The organism is Pseudoalteromonas sp. NZS37, from assembly GCF_015864265.1.
Taxonomy (GTDB): domain Bacteria; phylum Pseudomonadota; class Gammaproteobacteria; order Enterobacterales; family Alteromonadaceae; genus Pseudoalteromonas; species Pseudoalteromonas arctica.
In genome coordinates, this window is the sequence record NZ_JADYXL010000017.1 from 1 (window position 1) to 26,153 (window position 26,153).

Consider the following 26,153-nt stretch of genomic DNA (forward strand, 5'->3'; position numbering starts at 1 on the left):
TATGTGAAAGTAGGACATTACCAGGCTTCAAATTGTAGAAAGCCCGAATCTAACGATTCGGGCTTTTTTACGTCTGCAGAAAAGTGAAATGCGCGCAATTAACACACACTCACATCAACACCTATCACGTAGGGCGGGCGAGCGCAGCGACTCCCGACGTTAGAATCACAACAAAAGCCCTCAATACCCCATTCGGCCAATAAAGTAGCATTTACTACGTGACTCTCCACCGCTGTGGGTATCGTGACATTACGCAGGCTTCACATTATAAAGAGCCTTGCTTTAACTATTCAGTAGCCTATTAGACATTCCCATTAGGTATATAGCCTTATTTACAGACACTAGTAAGCAATTAATTGGGTGGCACTATTGTGCGCTAAGTTTACCTAAGTGATTTACCGCATTACATCTGTAACTAACTGTAGTTTTAGCGCGTGCAGAATAAATACACATACCTGATAATTATACTAATCGGCAATAATACCTAATCAATTTGGTGGATTGAACTTGACGTTAATTGCGTTAGAAATTTCTGATATACGATTGCATGGATACAGAAGGTTGAGCAACTTAGGAGTAATTGGCGAGAACAACGAAATAAAGAAATCTTTGTCCTCAAATAGATCATTTAACTAGGGAGATTGGCGTAAAGTTTATTTTATTTTTATATTCTCTTGGTTCTAACTAACCACCTATATACGCCAATAAAGAACAATGCAGCAGATCCAAAGCCACTCAGCACCCAAATGACTTTTAAAATGTTACCGCCAATGCTGCCGTCATGTAGAGGGTGTATCCAGTTTTTTATTTTACTAGCCGTACTTTGCTTATCTATATTAAACACGCTCTCTAACTTTCCTGTAAGTGCATTAACCTCTATATAGCTATGTGGAAAGCGATACGAAGGATCGTCTACAGTTTGAAATCTAAATCTGTAAATAGCATTTAAGTTTGAGGGTGTTTCAATCCAAGCTAAACGCGCACTCGGTAATGCTTTTTGTGCTATTAGTATTGCTTGCGATAAAGGAATATTGAATTGTTTACAAGGCTGTATTTGTGTTTTTGGTGGGGAGTTTATATTGCTAACTAGAGCGGTTAATATAGGATCTGTTTGTTTTGGAATAGCGAGCATAACACCTGTAACAGTTAAAGCTAGTAACGGTATGCAGAAGGTTAAACCAATTAGTTTATGCCAGTCGTATAGCAAACCTATTTTAGTGCTACGAGATTTAAATTTTAGTGACTTTACCCACTGGCCATACTTCGGAAGCCAAGCAAAGAATCCAGAAATAAGAAGAACTATTGAGGCTATGCCTATATAGCCAATAACGAGAGTGCCCGTTGCTCCTGTTAGTAATGAAAAATGTAAGTTGTACATCCAAGTTACTAAGTATTTTCCCCAATAGTTTTTACGTATTACTTTATCACTACTGCTAGATAGCCATACCATTAAGGGAGCAAAGCCTTGCTCTTTTGTTTCTATTGGATTGTAGTATCGCGCCGGAATTACTGAGTTTATACCTGTGTTTTCTAATCGCCATGGCCCTTGCTTTGAAGGAAAATTGGCTCTTAGCGTATTATATGCTTGCTCCCAATTAGGCGTTTTTATGTTTGTAGTAGCGTCATTTGCTGGATTTAGCAGTAAGTCTATTTGCGGATAGTAAACTAATATAGAGCCAGAAAGAGTGATAATAGTAAGTAAAACACCTACTGATAGGCCTAAGTATAAATGTAACCGCCTGAATGTTTTTCGCCATGAAAGCTTTAGTGTCATTAATTAAATAGCCGTAATGAGTAATGCAGGTTTATTGGGCATTAAGGAATGATTAATTACGCGGTATATTATATGGTTTTTGATATGAGTTGTGCGGCATTTTGTCGCACTTATTAAATTAGGTATTTAGAAAGTAAAACGCCAGCCTTTGGCTGGCGTTAAAATACAAGCTTGAAGCTTATTTAAGCTTTAGGTCCTGCATTTTTTATATCGTCTGATACGTCATACTTAGCAAAGTTTTCAGTGAAGTCTGCGGCAAGTTTTGCTGCATATTCATTGTACTTAGCTTTATCTTCCCACGTATTAATAGGATTAAGTAAGTTAGTATCTACACCTGGAACTGCTACCGGTACATCTAGGTTTAAAACATCAATGTGCTGAGTTTCAACACCCGCTAATTTACCAGATACGATTGCATCAATTACTGCACGAGTAGTTGGGATATCAAAACGTTTACCTGTGCCGTAAGGGCCGCCAGTCCAACCTGTATTCACAAGGTACACTTTAGCGCCAAACTCGCGTACACGCTTCATAAGAAGCTCAGCGTAAACACCAGCAGGGCGTGGGAAGAATGGTGCGCCAAAACATGTCGAAAATGTTGATTCAATATCGCTAGTAGAGCCAATCTCAGTAGATCCAACTTTTGCTGTGTATCCACTTAAAAAGTGAAAAGCAGCAGCTTCTTCGCTAAGTATAGAGACGGGTGGTAATACACCGCTTACATCACAAGTTAAAAATACAACAGCCTTAGGTTCGCCTGCGCGGTTTTCTACTTTACGTTTTTCAACGTGTTCAAGTGGATATGCTGCTCGGCTATTTTGAGTAAGGCTAGTATCGTTAAAATCTGGAACGCCTTTTTCATCTAACACTACATTTTCTAAAATAGTGCCAAAGCGAATAGCATTCCAAATTACAGGTTCATTCTTTTGTGACAGGTCGATACATTTAGCATAACAACCGCCTTCAATATTAAACACGCTTCCAGGTGCCCAGCCGTGCTCGTCATCACCAATTAGAAAGCGAGTAGGGTCTGCTGAAAGTGTTGTTTTACCCGTACCAGATAAACCGAAGAATAATGCTGTATCGCCTGCTTCACCAACATTAGCAGAACAGTGCATTGGTAATACACCTTTTGCTGGTAGTAGGAAGTTTTGTACAGAAAACATCGATTTTTTCATTTCACCGGCGTAACGCATACCTGCTAGTAATACTTTACGCTGTGCAAAGTTAATAATGACGGTGCCATCGCTATTTGTGCCATCACGTTCTGGCTCACATACAAACGAAGGAACGTTCATTACTTGCCATTGTGGTAAGTTTGAAGCGTTATAGTTCTGCGGTTCGATAAACATGTTTTTGGCAAAAATATGGTGCCACGCTGTTTCTGTAGTTACAACTACAGGTAGATAATGCTCAGGGTCTGCGCCAACTTCTAGGTGAGAGGTGAAGTGGTCATTACTTTGAACATGTGATTCTACGCGAGCCCATAATGCGTCAAATTTGTCTGCATCAAATGGACGATTAACGTTGCCCCATTGAATATCATCTTGAGTTGTTGTTTCTTGTACAATAAAACGATCTTTTGGTGAACGACCAGTTCGTTTTCCTGTAATTGCAACAAAAGCACCATTTGCGGCTAAAGTACCTTCGCCACGGCGGATCGCATGCTCGACAAGTTCAGCTGCGGTTAAATCGACAAAACGTGTAGCGCCTGTAGTCATGTTTATACCTAACTATGTGTGAGAGTTTGAACGGATAGCTATGGGGTTATCAGTGCCCTTAAACTGAAATTATAGTAACAGAAGGTTTTAAGATATTCGAGCCCGTAAAGCCTCTAAAAACACATATATTTAAGAAAAAACATGAATAATTTCAATGATACCGGTGTCATGAAATTAGCAGAAAAGATGACACCGGTATCATCTTTTTATAATATAAAACCGCATATTTTGCGGCTTTAATTACTATATATAGATGAAGCTGAACATTTAGTTGAAAATGCTTTTTATATCTTGTTCGTTAAAAACATACTCTTTTAAACAGTAATGACAGTTAATATTAACAGACCCTTTTTCAGCTACGTCTTTGAGTAGTTCTTCTTGTCCAATATTAACAAGTGCAGTAATTGTTTTATCACGACTACAACCACATTTGAATTTAATCGCTTGAGGTTCAAATACGCGAGGATTATCTTCGTGATAAAGGCGTGTAAGGACAGTATTAGCATCAAGGTGTAATAGTTCTTCATCTTTAATGGTGTTACTTAATGCTTCTAGGTGTGCAAAGTCTTCAATTGATTTTTGTTTATCAACTGGGAGTACTTGTAAAAATAGACCACATGCTTTTGCGCTACCTTCTGTTGTGTCGGTTGCAAACCAAAGGCGTGTTTTTAATTGCTCTGACTGTTCAAAGTAACTTTCGATACATTCACTCAGAGTATCATGCTCTAGCGGAACTATACCTTGGTAACGTTCGCCCTTACTTGGTGTAATAGTGATCACCATATAGCCTTGGCCAATAAGCTCTTTTACAGTTGTGCCCGTAATTTCGCTTTGCAGGCGTGCAATACCACGCATGTTTTGTTTATCATCACCATTTATAACTGCATATTTAACTGGGCCATCACCTTGAAGCTGTACTGCAATTTCACCTTCAAACTTTAAAGTGGCGGTTAATAAACAGGTTGCAACAAGTAACTCACCTAGTAATGCTTTAACAGGGTCTGGGTAATTATGGTCGGCAATCATTTCATTATAAGCATTCTCGATTTGTACGAGTTCGCCACGAACATCTAGTTCGTTGAATAAATAACGGTGAAGTAAATCTTGTTGCATGAGCGGCTATACCTAACTTGATTTCATTTTTAAAAGTTCGCGTCTTTGCTTTTTATCCGGTTTTTTATCCGGATGAGGAGCAAAAAAGCTGTTATTTTTGCGTGCGATGCTGTTTTCTTCGCGTTTAGCAATACTTGCATCAGATTCTTGATACATGGTCTGTGCAATGGGGGCGCTTTGACGTTTTTCAAGCACTGAGAGTATAGTTATCAGCTTTTCATCTACGCCCTGAGCCAGTTTTACTTTTGCGCCAACGTCTACTATTTTACTCGCTTTTGTACGTTGGCCATTATAATGTACTTTGCCGCCTTGCACCATTTCGCGTGCAACTGCGCGAGTTTTATAAAATCGCGCAGCCCATAACCATTTATCTAATCGAACTTTTAACCCATCTACAGGGTCTGAGCTGGTATTAGCATTACTTTTTTTACTCATAAGGTATTTCCCCACGTTTTTATAGCTTAAAATTTATCATGAAATCATCGTAGGATGAAGGTATTACAACGGCAGTTTACTTTTTGTACTGTTATGTAAAGTTAATTTAATCTGTTTACAAAGTTTAATATTAGTGTGCTTGTTGAAAGAAAAATGAAAGGGTACTATGGGTACGCGCTAACGCAGTAAATTAAAATAAGAACACTATTTATGGAACAGCAAATCCAACAACTAAAACAATTTTTAACTCGTTTACCGCATGCTAAGTTAAGTGCATTAGTGACACTGTTAGTTGTTGTTTATCTTGCATTTTTATTATCAAAACTTGTTTGGCTTTTGTGGCCAAAACCACCAGTAACTCTACTTACCCCTACTCATTATGCTAACCAGTCATCTGGTGCGAGTAACAACTCAGCGCAGCATATTATTGAGCAATTTTTATTTGGTAAAAAAACTGTAACAAACAACAATAATACTGCAAAGCAATCGCAGGTAATAAATAATGCGCCAGAAACGCGCTTAAGTATCAATTTAACCGGTATTGTAGCGGTTAATAACGATGACAAAGCAGGTATCGCAATTATTGAATCACAAGGTAAGCAAGTAAGCTATCTTGTTGATGAAGTAGTATCGGGTACGCGTGCTGAAGTTGCACAAATATTGCCGGATCGTATTATTTTGAGTGTTAATGGACGCTTTGAAACATTAATGCTTGATGGACTCGATTTTAATAAAACGGTGTCTATGCCAGTACTCGCTGCGCGTGATGATGCTGAGATGGGTCCGCAAAAATTAGAACCAAGTGATCTACAAATAGATGCCACTGCAGATCCGGACGTTAAAGAAGCAATTATAGAAACACGTGAAGAGTTACTCGAAGAGCCGGGCAAGCTATTTGACTATATACGTGTTTCACAAGCCATGAATGATGGTGAGCTAATTGGATATCGCTTAAGTCCAGGTAAAGAGCCTGAGCTGTTTAAGCAAATGGGTTTAAAAAATAACGATTTAGCCATTTCTATAAATGGCTATCAATTAACAGATTTAAAACAGGCTATGTCAGCTATTAATGAGCTGCGTAATAGTACAGATGCCAATATCACTATAGAACGTGATGGTGAACAAATTGATGTGCAATTTAGTCTGCAATAATTTAGCTTTGGAGTTTTAATACGATGGTTCAGGTGCTACACCTCAAAAAAATTAAAAAAGGGTTAGCTAAGTACGCAGCACTTTTTTTGGCGGCAAGTATTTCTTTGTCTGTTTCTGCTGTTGAATATGCTGCTAACTTTAAAGGAACTGATATCAACGAGTTCATTAATATTGTTGGTAAAAACCTTAATAAAACAGTCATTATTGACCCTAACGTGCGCGGAAAGGTAAATGTTCGCAGTTATGAGTTAATGGACGAAGCACTTTATTATCAGTTCTTCTTAAATGTATTGGAAGTTTATGGCTACTCAGCTGTTGAAATGGACAATGGCATAATTAAGGTAGAAAAAAGTTCAGACGCTAAAAAATCAAATGTGCCACTTATTGACGAAGGTAGTGAAGCTAGCGGCGACATGATGATTACGCGTGTTGTACGTGTTAAAAATGTAAGTGTGCAGGAGCTTGGTCCTCTAGTTCGTCAATTTAGCGATCAAAAAGATGGTGGCCACGTTGCTAACTTTAATGCGGCTAACGTAATGATGCTAACAGGTCATGCTGCATCGGTTAATCGCTTAGTTGAGATTATTCGCTCTGTTGATCAAGCGGGTGACAAGCGTGTAGACATTGTTAAGCTTAAATATGCGACTGCTGATGATGTTGTCTCTGTAGTAGACAATATTTATAAAGACAGCGGTAAAGGCAGTGTACCTGAGTTTTTAATTCCAAAAGTTGTGGCTGATGGCCGAACTAATAGCGTTATTGTAAGTGGTGAAGGCCAAGCACGTACACGTGCTATTGAACTAATTAAGCGCTTAGATGGTGAGCTAGAAAGCCAAGGTAATACTAAGGTGTTTTACCTAAATTATGCTAAAGCTGAAGATTTAGTAAAAGTATTGCAAGGTGTTAGTAAGTCACTTGTTGATGATGCGCAAGGCGGTACTACTAAAACTCGTAGCAGAAACAATAATGAAAGCAGTATAGAGTCTCACCCAGACTCAAACTCACTAATTATCACCGCACAGCCAGACACAATGCGATCATTAGAATCTGTAATTGAACGTCTTGATATCCGCCGTGCCCAAGTGCTAGTTGAAGCCATTATTATTGAAGTAATGGAAGGCGACGGGGTTAACTTAGGCCTGCAGTGGATTTCTGAGCAGGGCGGTATGCTGCAGTTTAACAACGGCACTACGGTTCCCGTGGGTTCACTAGCTGTTGCTGCAGAGCAAGCACAAGATACAACCGTAACTAAAACTATCATTGGTACAGAAACTGGAACCGTTACTAGTTATGACGAAACGACTGAGGGTGACTATGATGCGCTTGCTTCATTGCTAAGTGGCATTAATGGTTTAGCGCTGGGCGTTGTTAAAAATGATTGGGGCGCAATTATTCAGGCTGTTGCCACTGATACAAATTCAAATATTTTGGCTACCCCTTCTATTACTACAATGGATAACGAAGAAGCCTCTATTTTAGTCGGTCAAGAAGTGCCTATTATTACAGGCTCACAAACAGGCAGTAATAATGCTAACCCATTTCAAACAGTTGAGCGTCAAGAAGTAGGTATTAAGCTGGTAGTTACGCCACAGATTAACGATGGCTCTGCAGTACAGCTTACTATTGAGCAAGAAGTATCGAGTGTAAGTGGTGCAACTGCGGTTGATATTTCAGTAAATAAGCGTTCAATTAAAACAACAGTTATGGCCGATGATGGCGGTATGGTTGTACTTGGCGGCTTAATTGACGAAGACGTACAAGAAAGTGTTTCTAAAGTGCCCTTATTAGGCGACATTCCTATTTTAGGCCACTTGTTTAGATCAACGAATACAACGCGTCGTAAGCGTAATCTTATTGTGTTTATTCGCCCAACCATTATTCGTGATGGTGTAAGCATGAATAAGTTAAGCTTTAATAAATATAACTTTATTCGTGGTGAGCAGTTTAAACAAAAAGAAGACGGTATTGAGTTAATGCCAATGACTGATACGCCTATTTTACCTGAGTGGAATGACGAATTAGTACTACCCCCTACGTATGAAGAGTCTCTGCGTAAACAAAATGCACAAGAGCGTAAAGATGACTAATGCGATTCAAGAGATAAACCAAGATGTGGTTCATCCTAAAACGCATAATCAGGATGAGCTATTAACGAGTGATGTGTTAGTTGAGTTACCAGCAAAGCGTTTGCCGTTTTCCTATGCGAGACGTGCAGGTGTGTTGCTTGGTAAAAACAAAGATCACCGTATAGTTTACTACCGTGGTGAGCTAGACGTGGAAGTACTATTAGAAGTGCGCCGTATCGCAGGCCATGGTTTTACACTTGAGCAATTGGCTGATGATAAATTTGAGCTATTGCTTGAAGCGTCATACCAACGTGATAGCTCTGAAACACAACAAATGATGGAAGATATTGGTAACGAGGTTGATTTATTCTCACTTGCTGATGAGCTTCCGCAAACTGAAGATTTACTCGCTGGTGACGATGATGCGCCAATAATCAAGCTTATTAACGCTATGCTAAGTGAAGCGATTAAAGAAGGGGCTTCTGATATTCATATCGAAACCTTCGAGCAAGAGCTTGTTATTCGCTTTAGGGTTGATGGCGTGCTTAAAGAAGTACTTAAACCTAATCGTAAACTTGCATCGTTACTTGTGTCTCGTATTAAAGTAATGGCTAAGCTTGATATAGCCGAAAAACGTATTCCACAAGATGGCCGTATTAGCTTACGTATTGCCGGGCGTGCAGTTGACGTGCGTGTATCTACAATGCCATCGAGCTTTGGTGAGCGCGTAGTACTACGTTTACTTGACAAAAACAACGCGCGCTTAAACCTTGAAGATTTAGGTATGACCGCAGATAACCGTGCATTGTTTTCAGATTTAATTAGTAAACCCCACGGCATTATTTTAGTAACAGGGCCAACGGGCTCTGGTAAAAGTACCACCCTATACGCTGGTATGAGCCAAATTAACTCACGCGACCGCAATATTCTTACCGTTGAAGATCCGATAGAGTACGAAATTCCAGGTATTGGGCAAACACAAGTTAATGCAAAAGTTGATATGACATTTGCACGTGGTTTACGTGCAATATTACGTCAAGATCCTGATGTAGTCATGGTGGGTGAAATACGCGACCTTGAAACTGCGCAAATTGGTGTCCAAGCGTCACTTACCGGTCACCTTGTTATGTCTACTCTGCATACTAATACCGCATCGGGTGCAATTACACGTATGGAAGATATGGGTGTTGAACCATTCTTACTTTCATCGTCGTTACTCGGTGTGTTATCGCAACGGCTAGTACGTACATTGTGTAATACCTGCAAAGAAGGTCACACGGCTGATGAGCATGAATGCCAGCTGTTAGGGGTTTCTTTTGAAAGCCAACCGACAATCTATCGAGCAGTAGGGTGTGAAGAGTGTAACTTTAATGGCTATCGTGGTCGTACGGGTATTCACGAGTTACTTGTAGTCGATGAAACAATACGCGAAATGATTCACAACGGTAAAGGTGAGCAAAGCGTAGAGAAATACATTCGTAAGCGCAGCCCAAGTATTCGTCAAGATGGATGTAGTCGTGTACTTGTAGGTAAAACAACACTTGAAGAAGTATTGCGTGTTACCCGTGAGGAAGGTTAACTATGGCAGCGTTTGAATACCGTGCCTTAGATGGCCGAGGTAAAGAAAAAAAAGGCATTTTAGAAGCTGATACAGCTAAACAAATTCGCCAAACTTTACGTGATCAAAAACTTACTCCGCTTGAAGTTGTCCCTGCGGCGCAAAGTGATAAACAAGTCAAAGGTGAAAAAGCCCCTTTACTCGGTGGCTTTTTTAAACCGACAATTTCAACCTCAGACTTAGCACTAATTACAAGGCAATTAGCAACACTTATTCAATCGGCACTTCCTGTTGAAGGCGCTGTTATGGCGGTTGCTGAGCAATGCGAAAAGCCGCGTTTAAAGCGTATGCTTATGTCGGTACGCTCAAAAGTGGTTGAAGGTTACACCCTTGCCGATGGTCTTAGTGAGTTTCCTCATGTTTTTGACGACTTATATCGTGCAATGGTAGCCGCAGGCGAAAAGTCGGGTCACCTTGACCAAGTACTTAATCGTTTAGCCGACTATACCGAGCAGCGCCAACATATGCGTAGCCAAATAACTCAGGCTATGGTTTACCCCATTATATTAGTGGTATTTGCAATTGGTATTGTGTCGGTATTACTGGGCACCGTAGTACCAAAAATATTAAAAACGTTTGAAAAAACGAAACAAGTACTTCCTTGGACAACCGAATGGGTTATGGCAGGCAGCCATTTTGTGCAAAATTATTGGTTTATTAGTTTAATAGCGATTACAGCTATAGCCATTGGTATTAAGCATGCACTTAAGCAGCCTAAAATACGTTTTTGGTGGGATGACCGAGTGCTACATATGCCAGGTATAGGTAAAGTGGCTCGTGGTATTAACACCGCACGTTTTGCACGTACTTTAAGTATTTTATCGTCAAGCTCGGTACCATTACTCGAGGGGATGCGTATCTCGGGCGGTGTATTAATTAACGAAAAAATTAAAAAAGCGGTTGCAGATGCATCCGATAGAGTGAGTGAGGGTGCAAGCTTAAGAGCTGCACTTCAGCAAACTAAGTTGTTTCCACCAATGATGCTGCATATGATAGCAAGTGGTGAAAAATCAGGTGAACTAGAGCAAATGTTAGAGCGTGCTGCAAATAACCAAGATCGCGAATTTGAGAGCATGGTTAATGTATCGCTTAAACTACTAGAGCCTGCGATGATCGCCTCAATGGCGGTTATTGTATTATTTATAGTAATGGCAATATTGCAGCCAATAATGGCGATGAATAAAGCTGTTGGACTTTAAGTTAGAATAAATTTTTAAATATATTAATGGTTTTACCTAAACCATTTTTACTTAATGTTTTTAGAATAATGAGGTAATTACGTGAATAAACAATCAGGTTTTTCTTTACTAGAAGTGATGGTGGTACTGGTTATCATCGGGATGATTATGTCAATTGTTGCACCTAACATTATGGGTCAGCAAGAAGAGGCTGCTATCGATAAAGCGCATCTAGATATTCAACAATTAGAAGATGCAATGAGCTTATACAAGCTTAAAAATAAGAGCTACCCAAGCACAGAGCAAGGTCTTGAAGCGCTAGTTACTCAAACAAGCATTGAACCGGTTCCAAAACGTTTCCCTGACGGTGGTTTTATTAATGAATTACCAGAAGATCCATGGGGTAATCTATATCAGCTAATTAGCCCAGGTGAAATTGGCAAGTTTGATATTTTTTCTATGGGCCCAGATGGTGAAGTAGGTACTGATGATGATATCGGTAACTGGGACGAAGAAAAACAATAATGCTTAAGTACACTGCTTTGTATGAACATGTTAATGCTAGAGGCTTGCTATGAAAGCAAGCCTTAAGCAGCGCCATGCAAAAAGCAGAGGCTTTAGTTTAATAGAGATTTTAGTGGTATTAGTGATCATCGCTTTTGCTACAAAAATGGTGGTATATAGCTTAGAAGGCGGTGCTGAGGAAGAGTTAGATACTCAAGCATTAAGGCTGCATACCACCATTAACATGGCATCGGAATTTGCCATTTTAAACCAAGTTGAATTGGGCTTATTAGTAGAAGAAAATACGTTAGAGTATTTAGTTTTCGATGGTGAAAAGTGGATTACCTTTGACCGTGAAGATCTTTTTAAACCAATAGAGTTAGATGAAAGATTAAAGCTCACGCTTAACTTAGAAGATTTAGCGTGGGCGCAAGATAACCTCTTAGAGCAATCTAACTGGCGCGAACTTATGAGTGGCGGCGATGAAGACAGCTTACTTGAGCTTAAAAAGTTGAAAATCCCACAAGTACTTATTTTGTCATCAGGTGAGGTAAGCGCGTTTCAACTTATATTAGAGTTAAAAGAGCAAAGCGAACCTGTGTATTACATTGAAGGTGAATTTGCTGCACCAGTAAACTTTCGCCGAGAGCCAGAATAATGAAGCGCACTAAAGGGTTTACCTTATTAGAGGTATTAGTGGCATTAAGTATTTGTGCCATGGCGGGTATAGCTGCAATGCAAGCAACAAGCGAGCACATACACCACTTAACGACTATTGAAGAGCAAACCTATGCATCTTGGGTCGCCGAAAACGTTATTATTGAACAGCGTACTAAAGGCGAACAATGGCAAGGTAAAAATAACCTTAAAGGCAGCGAAGTAATGGGCGGTGTTGAATGGTTTTGGCAGCAAGAAGTAACAGCCACTGCTGACAAAAGCTTTGTTAAGTTAACCATAAATGTTTTTACGGATGAAAAATATGAGCATTCGGCATATGAGTTATCAACGTATCTCAATAAAGGCAAAAAGTAAGTGAAGCAGCGTGGGTTTACATTACTTGAAGTTATGGTAGCACTGGGTATTTTAGCTTTTGTTATTATTGCTACTCATCAAATACTCGAGACGACAACAAGAGCAAAAGATGCCTCCGATGAAAAAATTGCTGAGTTAAATGGGTTGCAAACAACATTTAGGTTAATGGATCAAGATTTTAGCCAAATGACTAAACGTGCAGTACGAAACGAATCTGGTGATGTTCAAGAACAATACTTACTTGCTGGTCGTTACGTTTTAGAAAGCCAATACGATGGTATCGCGTTTGTACGAGATGGCTGGATAAATCCAATTAATTTATTGCCACGTTCAGAACTACAAGCCGTTGGTTATAGAGTGATAGACGATAACCTTGAGCGTGTTTATCGGGTTTATGTTGATCAGCTTGATAATATGGAGCCGCGAGTTCAACGTGTACTAGAAAATGTTGAAGAGCTTAAGTTTGAGTTTTTGGATGATAAAAACGAATGGCAGGAACAGTGGGAAATTAAAGCTCTCCCTAAAGCGGTTGCTGTTACTTTGCAACAAATAGAAGCAGAGCCAATTCGTCGTGTATTTTTAGTTCCTGGGCAAGGCAAAGTTGTTGCTACACAAAGTACGGATGTGAATAATGGTTAAGCAGCAATCATCGCGCGGCGCAGCACTTGTTATTGTTTTGTTTATTGTGGCATTAGCGGCTATTTTAGCAGTAGAAATGAGTGCTAATTTAATGGTTCAAGTGCAAAAAAGCACTAATTTGCAAGGTCACCAGCAAGCTAAATGGTATGCCTACGGTGCAGAAGAGCTTGCTATTAAAGGGCTAATACAAAGTAAAAAAGATGATGCTGATAAAACAACACTTGATCAAGTTTGGGCAACTCAAGGGGATGCTTCATACCCTGTTGATAACGGCACGTTAAGTGGCAAAATTACTGATTTACAAGCATGTCTAAATTTAAATGCTTTAGCCATAGCGCCAGAAGAAAATAGCGCAAGTAAAACAAACCCTGCACATAAAGCACTATTTGCATTACTTGAAAACATTGAAGATTTACCTGCTGATGAATCAGAAGAGACAATGGCAGATAGCGTATTTGATTGGCTTGACGAGGACAGTATTACATATCGCTCAGGCGCAGAAGAAGACGAGTATTTATCACGAGATTTTCCGTATATGACAGCCAATAGTTTATTTGCATCAACATCGGAATTACGCTTGGTTAAGGGCTTCAACCCATTAGTGATGGAAAAAGTACTGCCATATGTATGTGTAATACCAGGCAGTACGCTTTTATCTATTAACGTAAATACATTAATCCCAGAGCAAGCACTTATACTCAGTGCCTTAATAGAAAGCTTGAGCTTATCTGGTGCAGAGGCTGTGATAGGTGCAAGACCGCAAACTGGCTTTGACACCATTGATGAATTTTTTGAACAGGTGAAGCAACAAGGCGGTACTAATACCGACTCAGTCAAAAGTTTATTTAGTATTAAAAGCGAATATTTTAAATTACAAACGCAGGCAAATTTTGTCGACCTGCGTTTTTCGATGACCACATTACTGCACGCTAAAGACGGTGACGTAACGATACTGGCGCGAAAATTTGGAGGCGTACAGTGACAGAAATACTGTTGATCCGCACGGGTCAAACCGAGCAAGAATTGCTTAATTGGTTAATTTACTCACCACAAGAACAAGAAATAATAGCCAGTGGCGAGTTACCAAATGCAGAGCATTTAAGTGAGCTAAGCGAAAAAGCACTTACCCGAGAAGTTGTTGTGTTGTTACCAAGTGATCAAGTGCAATTAAAAACGGTCGCTTTGCCAACAAAATGGAATCGCAAGCTTGAGCAAGCATTGCCATACATGCTGGAGGAAGATATAGCATGTGACGTAGATGAACTGTTTATAGCAGTAGCGCAGCCGACAATGCTTGGTGAGCAACATGCAATTCGTGTAGCAATGACAGACCGTGAATGGTTTGAACAATGGCTCGCATTATTTGTAGAGCATAATCTATCAGTATACAGAATATTACCCGATGCTTTGTTGTTACCGCTTGCAGATGATGGCGCAGTTACCGCTATCGAGCTCAATAACCAATGGTTATTTAAGCAGGGGCAATGGCATATAGGTGCGGTTGAATCTAGTTGGTTAAATGGCTACTTAACAGCCATGGGTAATCCTGATATTAAGCATTTTAGCCCAGCTAGTCAGTTTCCAGAAAGCGTTAACTTACAAGCGCAAACAAGTGAGTACGACTTACCTCTAGCATTATTTGCAAAGCAGTTAGATAGCGTTAATTTTAACTTACGCCAAGGTATGTATCAGCTTAAAAAACAAAGCGCTTTATGGTGGGGTTACTGGAAAGGCGCCGCAATTATAGCAAGTGTTGCATTGGTTTCTACCATTACAATAAAAGCTATTGAGTTACACCAACTTAATACACAAGTAGAGTTAGCTAAAGCTCAAGTAGTCGACAGATACCAAAAAGCATTTCCAGGAACTAAAGTTCGCCCCAATCTAATTAAAAGCCAAATTAAAGGCGCGTTAGATAAAGTTCAAGGCTCAAGTGAGTCGGGCTTTTTAGACTTAACGACTAATTTGGTTGATGTATTTTCGCAAGTCAGCGAATTTACACCTGAAACACTTCGTTATGACAAACGTCGCAATGAGCTGCGCATTCGTGCACGCGCTAAAGACTTCCAAACTTTTGGCAAAGTAAAAATCATACTTGAAAAACAAGGTTTAACTGTTGAGCAAGGGTCTTTAAATAATGACGGTGATTATGTCGTTGGTGAAATTAAACTGCGAGGTGCAGTATGAAAAAGCAGTTAATGCAACAATGGCGCTCGCTTAAAGAGCAAGAACAACAATTGGTAATGGTCGCTGGTGGCGTGTTTATTATTTTTGTTTTAGTAATGGGAATATTTAGACCATTAAATAATGCGATAGAAAAGGCACAGCAATCTCAAATTAAACAACAAGAGCTATTAGCTTGGGTTGATGACAGTATTGTTAAGCTAAAGGCTGCGGGTAACACCAGTGTTGCTAGCAATTCAAACTTAAGCCAAATTGTTAATTCTACACGTGGGCGCCATCAAATAAGTATTAGTAAAATGCAGCCAAGTAGTGATTCGCTACGTTTGACGCTCGACTCTGTAGAATTTAATCAGTTAATAGAATGGCTAGATGAGCTAGTAAATCAGCATGGTTTAAAAATTGAAAACTTAGATTTGAGCCGCGATGATAAATCAGGCTATGTGCGTGTAAGCCGTTTAGTATTAGAGAATTAATTAATGAAAAAAATAATAACGTTATCGGCTGTCTTTTTAATTAGTTTTATTGTGTTTTGTATTATTAAATTACCAGCACATATTGCACTAGATATAGCAAAACCGTACTTTCCAAAGCAATTAGAAGTAGGGCAAACTGTAGGCACTGTTTGGCAAGGTCAAATGATGCAAGTTCGTTTTGATGGTGAACAGTTAAATAATGTGCGCTGGGACATTGCTGGCTGGAAGTTATTTACAGGCAAGCTAAATGCGAATGTGAAGTTTGGTAATGCACGAGAGCGTAGTGATATCTCGGGTTATGCTGATGTAAGTTATGGGCTTTTTAATCAAGAAGTTAAAGTGACTGACGGCCTAGTGCGCTCAACAGTAGAGCGTGCAATGCAGCGCGTGCAGCTTCCCCTACCTGTTACCGCTAAAGGACGTGTAATTTTAGAACTTGATGAATACAGCTCAGGTGCACCTTATTGTGATTCACTAAAAGGTGAAATAGCGAGCCCTAATATTGACGTGCAAGGCTTAAATGGGTGGTTTAATATTGGCCCTCTGGCTGGTAAGTTAAGCTGTAAGTCGGGCGATATTGCTATATTAATTGACCCAGATAATACGCTTGGCCTTGAGGCAGATGCTACACTTAAAGCTAATTTCGACTTTAGTGTGGCAGGTTATGTAAAACCAGATGCTAGCTTACCTAAAGATGTACATGATGCGGTTAAATTTTTAGGCCGACCAGATAGCCAAGGTCGTTACCCGCTCAACTTTTAATGTTTGAATATAAAGAGTTTTAATGCAAATACCCCAATTTACTGAGCTGCACGCAAAGCAGCTCAGCACATTTTTAAATACCCAATCACAAGCAATGACCCTTCAACAAAGCCAAGGCTATTTATTTGGCGTTATTTGTTCGCCCAATCCATTAGATGTGCATGAGTGGCTTGAGCAGATATTGCCAAATACAGCTAATGATTTAGATGAAGAAGTACTTTTCTTGTTTATGGCGCTATATCATAAAATTAGTGAGCAAGTATTTGAAACAGGATACAAATTGCCTAACACATTTGATGCTGAATTTTGTAAGTCATGGAGTAAAGGTTTCTTAGTTGCAACCAAAGCTTACGCAGAGCCTTTATTAAATGCACCGCAATTAGATACTGACTTTAAACAAGCATTAGAAAGTGCGTTAAGTACATTAAGCTTTTTTGCACTCGACCAGCTAGCAATAGCTCAGATTGCCAAACAAAATAACATGACTATAGAAGCCTTGTGTCAGTACCAATATGAATCAATGGGTGACTTTGCATTAGGGTTTGCTGAACTAATTGAAGTGGTCGCAATTAATAGCGGTTTGATAACCGACGAGAGTTGGGAAGAGTAATTATTAATACCAGGCGCTTAGTTTAATCTAAGTGCCTAGCTCTAATATAATATCCGTACAGCCTTGTTTGCACTTTACTACGCCTTTACCAGGTTCACTGGTGGCTAAATTAAGTGTTAAAACCCCATTACACTTCTCACACTTTAACGTTTTGCCTTGTGCTAATTGCTTGAGCATATTGCGTTGTTTATGAAATGAGTCGCTTGCTTTTTTATTTAATCCTGAAAAATCCACTACTTTGCTCGCTTTTGCTCTAATGCTTCAGTCACTATTTTACATACTGTATTTAAACGATCGCCATAAAAATAAAGGTTTAAGTCACGTTCACGACAATAGCGTAGGTGAAATAACTGAACAGAGTCATCTGTTGTAAACGTTTTTTCTACGTACTCACCCTCAGATTCAGACAATTTAAGTTGAGTGCTGATTCTATTTTTAGCCATATTTGCAGCAGGGCTTCTGTTAACCTTACTTGCATCACTTAAAAAACCAATGCCTTCACCTAATAACCTTTCGCGAGGTTCTTTTATAAGCGGATGATCGATTGTAAAAAAGGCAAGGATCACAACTACCAAAATAATAAATTTTTTCATGGATACGTAAACCTTGATCTAAGTAGGGTTGAATTACCATGCAGTGTAATAAACTGCATTTTAAAAGCAAGTAACTGGGATGAATAAATTATTAGCGATCTATGCCAGTAATTTTAACCAACATTGTTATAATGGTTAACAGCAGTCAGATATTTCTGAAATATCTGAAAGTATTCGAGAAGGCAATTTATTAAAGTAAATCTGCCTAGCAAGTAACTTGCTAGCTTTAAGTATAGAGTACTTGAGTATTGCTGGATTTTTATTTCCAAGCGGCGTTGAGGAACTTCGATGGACAAGCAAATTAAAGTAAAGAATATCCCTGTAGAGGTGAAAATCCAAAAACCGGATTTAAGCCGTCAAGATGATAGGTTCAATCCCCGAAATCGTATTTATGTGCGTGCCGTAAAAGGCCTACATCAATTACTTAGGCAGCGCATTGGCTTTTTAGGCCTACTTGCGTTTATGTTACTTCCTTGGATTAATTTTAACGGCCAGCAAGCAGTGCTGTTTGATCTAATTGGTCAAAAATACAATATTTTTGGTTTAACGCTATGGCCTCAAGATTTTACCATATTAGCGTTTATTTTTATGCTGGCAGCATTTGCGCTGTTTTTAGTGACCACCTTCTATGGACGGGTGTGGTGTGGCTACACATGTCCGCAAACTGTTTGGACCTTTATTTTTATTTGGTTTGAAGAAAAGCTTGAAGGCACAGCTAATCAGCGTAAAAAACTCGATCAACGACCCATGAATTTTGATAAGTTTTGGCGTAAAACGGCAAAGCATACTAGTTGGGTATTGTTTTCGTTATATACCGCTATTTCTTTTGTGGGTTACTTTACGCCAATCAGAGAGTTACTTCCTGATTTTGTAACGTTTAACGTGGGTGGTTATGCACTAGTCAGTATTATTTTCTTTGCTGCGTGTACCTATGGTAATGCCGGTTGGATGCGAGAAATTATGTGTTTACACATTTGCCCTTACTCTCGTTTTCAATCAGCTATGTTTGATAAAGATACATACACTGTAACGTACGACGAAAGCCGTGGTGAAAGCCGTGGTCCTCGTTCACGTAAAGTAGATCATGAAGATTTAGAGCTAGGCGACTGTATAGACTGTAACTTGTGTGTTCAAGTGTGCCCAACAGGTATTGATATTAGAAATGGGTTACAAGCTGAGTGTATTAACTGTGGTGCATGTATTGATGCGTGTGATGGCGTAATGGATAAAATGGAATACCCGCGTGGGCTTATTTCATATACGACAGAGCGAAACCTCGAAACCCCAGAAAATAAAACGAATCCACTACGAGCTAAAATCATTGGTTACACGGTCATACTTGTTGTGCTTACGGGAGCACTTGTAGCTAATATAGCGCTGCGTAAAACAATGGACTTTGATATCATTCGTGATCGAAATCAATTATATCGTGTCGATTTTGATGGTTTAGTAGAGAACACCTATACATTAAAGGTAATTAATAAAGCGCAGTACGAGCAAACCTTTAATATTAAAGTGCAAGGGTTAGATAACTTTAAGTATATTGGTAAGCAGTCATTTACTGTGCAGGCAGGGCAATCTCATAATGTGCCATTGTCGCTTGTAATGGACCCTTATGATTTGAAGGTGTCGATGACAGAGTTTAACTTTGTGCTTTCACCGGTAGATGAGCCGGATGAGACAATATCGCAGTCGAGTAACTTTTTTAAAGCGCGATAATCACAACCTACCTTAAATAGGTAAGTTGATATAGCAATTAACAAAAGCGGGTATATAACCCGCTTTTTATTTTATATAAGAAGAGTATGAGTAAATTTAGTTTTATTGACTTAACACCTGACCTAATACTCGATGCAATAGAAAGCGTAGGTGTGTACGCCGAATCTGGTTTGTTGGCACTCAATAGCTATGAAAACAGAGTGTACCAATTTAAAGCCGATGATGGTCTGCGTTACGTAGTGAAGTTTTATCGCCCAGAGCGCTGGAGTAAAGAGCAAATTCAAGAAGAGCATGACTTTGCATTTGAACTGGCAGAAGCGGAAGTGCCTGTTGTTGCCCCTATTTTATATAATGGGAAAAGCTTGTTTGAACACGAAGGTTATTTGTTTGTGTTGTTTCCAAGTGTCGGCGGGCGTTTATTTGAGGTTGATAACTTAGATCAACTTGATGTAATGGGGCGTTTAATTGGCCGTATGCACCAAGTAGCTAAAACAAAGCCTTTTACTTATAGGCCAACAGTTACCTGCGAGGAGTATTTACATACAGCCAAAGTTCATCTTCAAAAAAGTAACTTAGTGCCTATGGGAATAAATACTGCCTTTTATACTATTTTAGATTTAGTGATAGAGCAGGCGCAAAAACAGTATAAAGATGTGCAAAGTATTCGCTTACATGGTGACTGCCACGTTGGTAATATTTTGTGGGCAGGTGATGCGCTCATGTTTGTTGATTTAGATGACAGCCGCCAAGGTCCTGCAATCCAAGATTTATGGATGATGCTCAGTGGCGATAGAGCGACGCAACTGTTACAGTTAGACACCCTTGTGAATGCGTATGAAGAGTTTTGTGATTTTGATCACTCTCAACTCAAATTAATTGAACCGCTGCGAGCGATGCGTATTATTCATTATATGGGATGGGTAGCTAAACGATGGAGTGATCCTGCTTTTGTGCGGAACTTTACATGGTTTGCTGATGACAAATACTGGGAGCAACAAATTTTAGCACTGAAAGAGCAACTTGCAGCATTGCAAGAAGCACCGTTAAAGTTATTGCCGTAATATTTTATTTAAAGACAAGTACAACGAGATACAAATGCTTAAAAAATTAAAACTGAGTTTATTACTTTTATGTTTACCATTTGCAGCACTTGCTGCACAGTTTGAAGTTGATAATCAATACACTGTTATTGATGTAGACAAAAGTACATCACTACAAGTAACCGAATTTTTCTCATTTTACTGTCCACATTGTTTTAAGTTTGAACCAGTAGCAAAAGCAATTGAACAAGGCCTGCCAGAAGGCGCTGAGTTTATTAAAAACCACGTGAACTTTTTAGGTGGCGTGTCGCCACAAGCACAAAGTAATTTAAGCTTTGCCTACTTAATTGCTAAGCAGCATGGTCAGGCGCAGAGTATTAGCGATCAAATTTTTAAAAGTATTCATGTTCAGCGTGCTCCTTTAACTGAAATGAAAGACGTTAAAAAATTACTTGAAGTAAACGGTATTGATAGCGCAACGTTTGATCAAGAAATTGCAAGCATGCCAGTTATTTCGGCTGAGCAAGCAATGCAAAACAAACAAAATAAATATTCAAAATTAGGCGCACTTACAGGTGTACCTACTTTTATTGTTAACGATAAATATAAAATAAACCTCAACACCATCAAAAATCAAAAAGAACTTGATGAGTTAGTAGCGTTTTTATTAGCACTATAAATTTCGGAGCATAATAATGATTAAATTAGTTAAAGCAGGTTTGCTTGCAGTACTACTTCCTATGGCGGCAACAAGCTTTGCAGCAACGTATGAAGAAGGCGTGCATTACGACGTTGTTTCTGAGCGCGCAACTAAAAAGCCAGAAATTAAAGAGTTTTTCTCATTTTACTGCCCTGCATGTAATAACATGGAAGCACTAATTGGTGAGTTTAAGCCTAAGCTTGATAAAAACGTTAAATTTAAAAAGAGCCATGTTGATTTTGTAGGTGTACGCGACCCAGAAAACCAACAGATGATGAGCCAAGCACTCGCTACTGCAGAAGTGCTTCCGCAAAAAGATAAAATTGTCTCTGCAATCTTTAATCATATTCATACAAAGCGCGCTAGTTTTAATGAGCTTGCAGATGTAAAAGATATATTTGTAGCGCAGGGCGTTGATGGCGATAAGTTTGATAAGCTGTTTAAAAGCTTCTCGGTACGTACGCTGAGCTCTAAAATGAAACGTGATCAAGACTACTTTAAAGAAAAAGGCGCACTACGTGGCGTACCTACATTTATTGTAAATGGTAAGTATAAATTAAACCTAGGTCGTGAGTCGGGTATTACTGAACCAGAAGATATTAGCAAACTGATTAATTACTTAGCTAACAAGTAAGTTTAGCTAAAACTAAAAAAGCTCCTTAAGGAGCTTTTTTTATGGGTAACGTTTACTGAGCGTATTTATTTGCGCTGCAAGAAAACACCCGACTCAATGTGATGTGTATATGGGAACTGATCAAATATAGCAAAGCGCTTAACGTTGTGCGTACGTGTTAGGTGATCAAGGTCACGCTCAAGGGTTTCAGGATTACACGATATATAAATTATGCTTTCGTAGTTAGCCACTAAGTCACACGTTAATTCATCCATGCCCGCGCGCGGTGGATCAACTAATATGGTTTGGCAGTCATAGCTTGTAAGATCAATACCGTCTAAACGAGAGAAAGTACGCTCGCCATTCATTGCTTGAGTAAACTCTTCGCTAGACATACGAATAATATCTAAGTTCTCTACGTTGTTTTTAGCAATGTTGTATTGAGCAGAGTGAACAGATGATTTTGATATTTCTGTTGCTAATACTTTATTGAAAGAACCTGCTAACGCAATTGAAAAGTTGCCGTTACCGCAATACAGCTCTAATAAATCATTTTTAAGTGGCTTACATAAATCTTGCGCCCACTCCAGCATATTAATATTTACTTTTGCATTAGGCTGAGTAAAGCTATTTTCTACTTGTTGATAAATAAGCTCTTGACCATTAACTGTTAAACGTTCAGTTACAAAGTCATCACCCAGCACTTCTTTTTGTTTGCGAGCACGGCCTATAAAGTCAATTTTGTATTTACTGCTTAGCTTTTCTTTAAGTGCTTTAATTTCACTTAACCATTCATCATCAAGTGGTTTGTGATAAAGCAAGCTTACTAAAATTTCACCGCTTAGCGTTGATAGGTAATCGATTTGAAATAACTTACGACGTAATATTTCACAAGGCTTAAGATGCTCAATCATCACCTGCATTATTTCACCAACTAGAGGCGCTGCTGGGTCAAATGTATCAACACGGATTTTTTCTTTTGTTTGTTGATCAAACATAATGTGAAACAGATCGTCACCGTCGTGCCATACTCTAAATTCAGCACGTTGGCGGTAGTTAGTTGGCTCTGAGCTAAATACTTCTAATTGCTCCACACCAAAACGTTGAAACTGCGCACTAATACGCTGCTCTTTTTCACTTAACTGCGCTTGGTACTGTGTGGTATCTATTTTAATAACTGCCATTAACACTACTGCCTTATCTGAGATCTGTTTATCGGCGCTATTGTAGGGAGCGCTGCGTATTTGTCTAGTTTTGGCTAGCATTTATGCTGTTTTATTGCACATTGTACTTTAGTTTTTATTGTTATAGCCGATAATAAATTACGCACGCTTAGGAGACGAATCATGAAAATAGGTAATTATGGCTTTACGCCAAACAACAACATTAATAAATTCAATAATAAAGCTGATATACAGCAACCTACAATTACGTCTCCTCAAGATACCTATCAGCAACGTGGTCGAGAGCTTGCCGCAAAAGTACTTGGCGATAAAATGGCTGAGCAGCTTGGATTGCCTATCGCAGAAAAAAAAGTAGACAAACCACTATTTGATTTTAATGAAATAGTAAAAAATGTACTCGATTTTGTGAGTAGTGCTGTTAATAAAGCAAAAGCTAACGGCGCTGATGACGAAAAACTCAAAGATATGTTAGGCGACGCGCGCAAAGGCGTCCAGATAGGGATTGACGACGCTGTTGATGAACTCAAAGGTACGGGCGTATTTAATAACGACATGGAAGAGGGTATTAATAAGTCTAAAGAGGGAATCTACAATGGACTTGATAAGTTTGAAGAGTCGTTATTTAACCCACAACCTGCCAGCGTAAATATAAGCCAGGCTCAATATGTCAGTATGACGAGCAATGCAGAGTATAAATTTACCACCGCAGAAGGCGACGAGGTAAGTATTAGCTTTGCAGATGCATTTGAATCTCAGTCGGCAAGTGGCTATCAGCAAAACAATAATAGCGAGTCGTTTGCAAGCTCATCATCGCAATCTCGACAGGTATCATTTTCGATGTCGGTTAATGGTGACTTAAATGAGCAAGAGCAAGAAGCTATTAATGCGATGATGGAAGACTTACAAGATTTAAGTAAAACCTTTTTTGGTGGTGATTTAGATGAAGCATTTGAACAAGCGCAAGAGCTAAGTTTAGACAGCGATCAGCTGGTGGCTTTTTCTATGGATTTACGCCAAACAAAAACAATAGCATCAGTTAAAAGCTATGAAGAATATAAACCAGCACCAGAAAAACAAATAGCAGAGGGTTTAGCCCCTTTTAATGACGACCTTAAAAATGCTTTTGAAAAAGCGGGTGAGCTTGGATTACAAAATCAACTAGCTGGCATTCTACAATGGCTAAATCAAGATCAGGAACAAATAGATAAGTTAGTAGATTACACAAAGTCTATGTTTGAAAACCTTAATCAGTTAAATTCGGCGGCCGATGATCTTGCTGATTTAGAAACCACGCAAAGTTAAACTACTTTCTTTTATAAATACCTCATGGCAAACTGCCGTTCTTAAAGTAAAGTGGGAACGGTAGTTTGTCAGCGCATATAATGGTCTTTGATTCAGGTATTGGTGGAACTACAGTACTTGAGCATATAAAGCAAAGTATCCCCAATGCTCAGTACAGTTATTTTATGGATAATGCATTACTACCTTATGGTGCTCAATCCCAGCAAACAATCATTAGCCGATTATGCTCACTTATTCATTTCATCAAAGCTAATACGCTTAATGTTGATTTAATTGTAATAGCGTGTAATACCGCTTCTACATCTGCACTTAGTGCTGTTCGCCAAATGACAGATATTCCTATAGTAGGTGTTGTGCCAGCAATAAAGCCTGCGGCAGAGTTAACACGTTCAAATCATATTGGCTTATTAGCCACACCGGCAACGGTCGCCAGTTCATACACTAAAACATTAATTACTGAGCATGCACGTAATGTAACCGTTAATCTATATAGCAGTGTGGAGTTAGTAACTTTAGCTGAGCAATACTTTTTTACAGAGTCTTTGGATACAAACAAGTTGCATCAAGTGCTTGATGACCTACATATAGATAAAACTATAGATGTACTTGTATTAGGATGTACGCACTTTCCAATATTAGCAGAGCCTATTAGTCAGTATTTTGAAGGGAATGTAAAATTACTTGATTCAGGTGTAGCGATAGCAAACAGAGTCAACTACCTACTTAACCAACTTAACTTGTGTGTAAATAAACTAACAGACATAAAAAAGCCGCTGCAATATTATGCAACGGCTGATGTGTTTAGCAATAAGCTAGCGGTAAAGCTAGTTACACTGACTGATCCGTCTCAGTACGTAGAGCATTAGAATCATCTTCTTGTTTTTGTTTTGCTTCACGTACCTTTAAAGTACGTTGTTGGAACTCGCTATCGTTCAAGTTAGCAATTGCATTGTCTGCATCAGCTTGCGCCATTTCAACAAAACCAAAGCCACGACGCTTGCCAGTATTCTTATCCTTTAATAAACGAACATTGAATACTTTGCCTTGTTCTTCAAATAATGCACGAACCACACCTTCGTTTGCACGATAAGGAAGGTTACCAACATAAAGCGTTTTTGTTTTAACTTCAGCTTCTTCAGTCACATCAGATGACATTGCAGCAATAGCAATCGCACCTATTAATAAACCAGCACCAAATAGTAATGCAGGGTTTAAAGCTAAGCCGCCTAAAGCGAACTCAACAACAACAAAACCAACTACAGCAAGAATAACAGAGAAGATAAAAGATTTTTGATCGGGTAATTTCATTTTAGATCTACCAATAAACAGGAAATAAACATTAATTTAACATTGTGAACTTGCTATCTTAACGTCTAAATCAAACATAGCAATGATATTTGTATTAAATAATAAATAAGAGCACAAAAAAGCATCATCTTAGGAAGGTTTTCATATGGTTTTACGTGGTTTTGTTCTATTTTTGTTCGAACAGTAAAAAGATCTAAAAAAAGGGTTGATCTGTTTTCGGATCTCCCTATAATGCGACCCCACTGAGACGGGAAACGCCAACGCATAGCGAGGCACGAACAAATCAGAGAGTTAAATAAAACTTCGGTTTTAAATCTTCTAAAAAGAAAGTTTAAAACTAAGTGTTGACTCGAAAAATAAAGGGTGTATTATTCGCATCCCTTGAGACGCTAAAGCGACTCAAAACGTTCTTTAACAATATAAAGCAATCATC

General features: G+C 39.0%; 27 protein-coding genes. 19 read left to right on the forward strand and 8 right to left on the reverse strand.

Going from position 1 to position 26,153, the window contains the following annotated elements:
- Positions 1-664 precede the first annotated feature (664 nt).
- The 4 genes from I6F47_RS19535 to hslR form a co-directional block, all read right to left on the reverse strand.
- Entirely contained in the window at positions 665-1,774 is a 1,110-nt protein-coding gene (locus I6F47_RS19535; RefSeq protein ID WP_197184397.1) for a PepSY-associated TM helix domain-containing protein, read from the reverse strand.
- Between the two features lie 182 nt (positions 1,775-1,956).
- Positions 1,957-3,495, reverse strand: coding sequence for a phosphoenolpyruvate carboxykinase (locus tag I6F47_RS19540; protein ID WP_010555418.1), 1,539 nt, complete (start codon positions 3,493-3,495; stop codon positions 1,957-1,959).
- A 267-nt stretch (positions 3,496-3,762) separates the two neighbouring features.
- Positions 3,763-4,608, reverse strand: a complete 846-nt coding sequence (gene hslO, locus I6F47_RS19545; RefSeq protein WP_007586592.1) for an Hsp33 family molecular chaperone HslO — start codon at positions 4,606-4,608, stop codon at positions 3,763-3,765.
- A 12-nt stretch (positions 4,609-4,620) separates the two neighbouring features.
- Entirely contained in the window at positions 4,621-5,043 is a 423-nt protein-coding gene (gene hslR, locus I6F47_RS19550) for a ribosome-associated heat shock protein Hsp15 (protein ID WP_007586590.1), read from the reverse strand.
- Between the two features lie 210 nt (positions 5,044-5,253).
- On the opposite strand from hslR, the gene gspC reads away from it, so the two are divergent.
- From gspC to I6F47_RS19615, 13 genes are all read left to right on the forward strand, one after another.
- Entirely contained in the window at positions 5,254-6,195 is a 942-nt protein-coding gene (gene gspC, locus I6F47_RS19555; RefSeq protein ID WP_197118510.1) for a type II secretion system protein GspC, read from the forward strand.
- Positions 6,196-6,218: 23 nt separating this feature from the next.
- Positions 6,219-8,282, forward strand: a complete 2,064-nt coding sequence (gspD, locus tag I6F47_RS19560) for a type II secretion system secretin GspD (RefSeq protein ID WP_197184398.1) — start codon at positions 6,219-6,221, stop codon at positions 8,280-8,282.
- On the forward strand, positions 8,275-9,840 hold the full coding sequence (gene gspE, locus I6F47_RS19565) for a type II secretion system ATPase GspE (protein ID WP_231609262.1): 1,566 nt from the start codon (positions 8,275-8,277) through the stop codon (positions 9,838-9,840). Before gspD ends, gspE begins: the two co-directional genes overlap by 8 nt.
- Before the next feature lie 2 nt (positions 9,841-9,842).
- Positions 9,843-11,078 carry a type II secretion system inner membrane protein GspF gene (gene gspF, locus I6F47_RS19570; RefSeq protein ID WP_002962033.1) on the forward strand — a complete coding sequence of 412 codons (1,236 nt, stop codon included), beginning with the start codon at positions 9,843-9,845 and terminating at the stop codon, positions 11,076-11,078.
- 81 nt (positions 11,079-11,159) lie between these two features.
- The gene (gspG, locus tag I6F47_RS19575; RefSeq protein WP_007586585.1) at positions 11,160-11,582 is read left to right on the forward strand and encodes a type II secretion system major pseudopilin GspG; all 423 of its coding nucleotides are present in this window, start codon (positions 11,160-11,162) and stop codon (positions 11,580-11,582) included.
- 49 nt (positions 11,583-11,631) lie between these two features.
- Positions 11,632-12,219, forward strand: coding sequence for a pilus assembly FimT family protein (locus tag I6F47_RS19580; RefSeq protein ID WP_010555414.1), 588 nt, complete (start codon positions 11,632-11,634; stop codon positions 12,217-12,219).
- Positions 12,219-12,593, forward strand: coding sequence for a type II secretion system minor pseudopilin GspI (gspI, locus tag I6F47_RS19585; protein WP_002962039.1), 375 nt, complete (start codon positions 12,219-12,221; stop codon positions 12,591-12,593). Before I6F47_RS19580 ends, gspI begins: the two co-directional genes overlap by 1 nt.
- A complete protein-coding gene (gene gspJ, locus I6F47_RS19590) occupies positions 12,594-13,232 on the forward strand; it encodes a type II secretion system minor pseudopilin GspJ (protein ID WP_010555413.1) in 639 nt (212 codons plus the stop codon).
- Positions 13,225-14,214, forward strand: coding sequence for a type II secretion system minor pseudopilin GspK (gspK, locus tag I6F47_RS19595; protein WP_007586581.1), 990 nt, complete (start codon positions 13,225-13,227; stop codon positions 14,212-14,214). The genes gspJ and gspK overlap by 8 nt, the downstream gene beginning before the upstream one ends.
- On the forward strand, positions 14,211-15,419 hold the full coding sequence (gene gspL, locus I6F47_RS19600) for a type II secretion system protein GspL (protein ID WP_007586580.1): 1,209 nt from the start codon (positions 14,211-14,213) through the stop codon (positions 15,417-15,419). Before gspK ends, gspL begins: the two co-directional genes overlap by 4 nt.
- A complete protein-coding gene (gene gspM, locus I6F47_RS19605; protein WP_197184399.1) occupies positions 15,416-15,889 on the forward strand; it encodes a type II secretion system protein GspM in 474 nt (157 codons plus the stop codon). Before gspL ends, gspM begins: the two co-directional genes overlap by 4 nt.
- Positions 15,890-15,892: 3 nt before the next feature.
- Positions 15,893-16,651, forward strand: a complete 759-nt coding sequence (locus I6F47_RS19610) for a type II secretion system protein N (protein WP_007586576.1) — start codon at positions 15,893-15,895, stop codon at positions 16,649-16,651.
- 22 nt (positions 16,652-16,673) lie between these two features.
- Positions 16,674-17,261, forward strand: a complete 588-nt coding sequence (locus I6F47_RS19615; RefSeq protein WP_007586574.1) for a UPF0149 family protein — start codon at positions 16,674-16,676, stop codon at positions 17,259-17,261.
- Between the two features lie 27 nt (positions 17,262-17,288).
- Here the strand turns inward: I6F47_RS19615 and I6F47_RS19620 are convergent, their stop codons facing one another.
- Both I6F47_RS19620 and I6F47_RS19625 read right to left on the reverse strand, forming a co-directional pair.
- Positions 17,289-17,495, reverse strand: a complete 207-nt coding sequence (locus I6F47_RS19620; RefSeq protein WP_007586570.1) for a hypothetical protein — start codon at positions 17,493-17,495, stop codon at positions 17,289-17,291.
- The gene (locus I6F47_RS19625; RefSeq protein WP_007586569.1) at positions 17,495-17,854 is read right to left on the reverse strand and encodes a hypothetical protein; all 360 of its coding nucleotides are present in this window, start codon (positions 17,852-17,854) and stop codon (positions 17,495-17,497) included. Before I6F47_RS19625 ends, I6F47_RS19620 begins: the two co-directional genes overlap by 1 nt.
- A gap of 288 nt (positions 17,855-18,142) precedes the next feature.
- On the opposite strand from I6F47_RS19625, the gene ccoG reads away from it, so the two are divergent.
- The 4 genes from ccoG (at position 18,143) to I6F47_RS19645 (ending at position 21,947) form a co-directional block, all read left to right on the forward strand.
- On the forward strand, positions 18,143-19,573 hold the full coding sequence (ccoG, locus tag I6F47_RS19630) for a cytochrome c oxidase accessory protein CcoG (RefSeq protein ID WP_007586568.1): 1,431 nt from the start codon (positions 18,143-18,145) through the stop codon (positions 19,571-19,573).
- Positions 19,574-19,659: 86 nt separating this feature from the next.
- Positions 19,660-20,634 (forward strand): serine/threonine protein kinase, encoded by a 975-nt coding sequence (locus tag I6F47_RS19635; protein WP_101217255.1) that lies wholly within the window; start codon positions 19,660-19,662, stop codon positions 20,632-20,634.
- A 34-nt stretch (positions 20,635-20,668) separates the two neighbouring features.
- A complete protein-coding gene (locus I6F47_RS19640; protein WP_197184400.1) occupies positions 20,669-21,292 on the forward strand; it encodes a thiol:disulfide interchange protein DsbA/DsbL in 624 nt (207 codons plus the stop codon).
- A gap of 16 nt (positions 21,293-21,308) precedes the next feature.
- A complete protein-coding gene (locus I6F47_RS19645) occupies positions 21,309-21,947 on the forward strand; it encodes a thiol:disulfide interchange protein DsbA/DsbL (RefSeq protein ID WP_010555409.1) in 639 nt (212 codons plus the stop codon).
- A 65-nt stretch (positions 21,948-22,012) separates the two neighbouring features.
- Here the strand turns inward: I6F47_RS19645 and trmA are convergent, their stop codons facing one another.
- Positions 22,013-23,110 (reverse strand): tRNA (uridine(54)-C5)-methyltransferase TrmA, encoded by a 1,098-nt coding sequence (trmA, locus tag I6F47_RS19650; RefSeq protein WP_197184401.1) that lies wholly within the window; start codon positions 23,108-23,110, stop codon positions 22,013-22,015.
- A gap of 162 nt (positions 23,111-23,272) precedes the next feature.
- Here trmA and I6F47_RS19655 point away from each other — a divergent pair, with 162 nt between their 5' ends.
- Both I6F47_RS19655 and murI read left to right on the forward strand, forming a co-directional pair.
- Complete coding sequence (locus tag I6F47_RS19655; protein ID WP_197184402.1) at positions 23,273-24,412, forward strand: DUF5610 domain-containing protein; 1,140 nt, start codon at positions 23,273-23,275, stop codon at positions 24,410-24,412.
- 65 nt (positions 24,413-24,477) lie between these two features.
- The gene (gene murI / locus I6F47_RS19660; RefSeq protein WP_197184403.1) at positions 24,478-25,278 is read left to right on the forward strand and encodes a glutamate racemase; all 801 of its coding nucleotides are present in this window, start codon (positions 24,478-24,480) and stop codon (positions 25,276-25,278) included.
- Here murI and I6F47_RS19665 read toward each other — a convergent pair.
- A complete protein-coding gene (locus I6F47_RS19665) occupies positions 25,241-25,720 on the reverse strand; it encodes an RNA recognition motif domain-containing protein (RefSeq protein WP_007582860.1) in 480 nt (159 codons plus the stop codon). The genes murI and I6F47_RS19665 overlap by 38 nt on opposite strands.
- Positions 25,721-26,153: the final 433 nt, after the last annotated feature.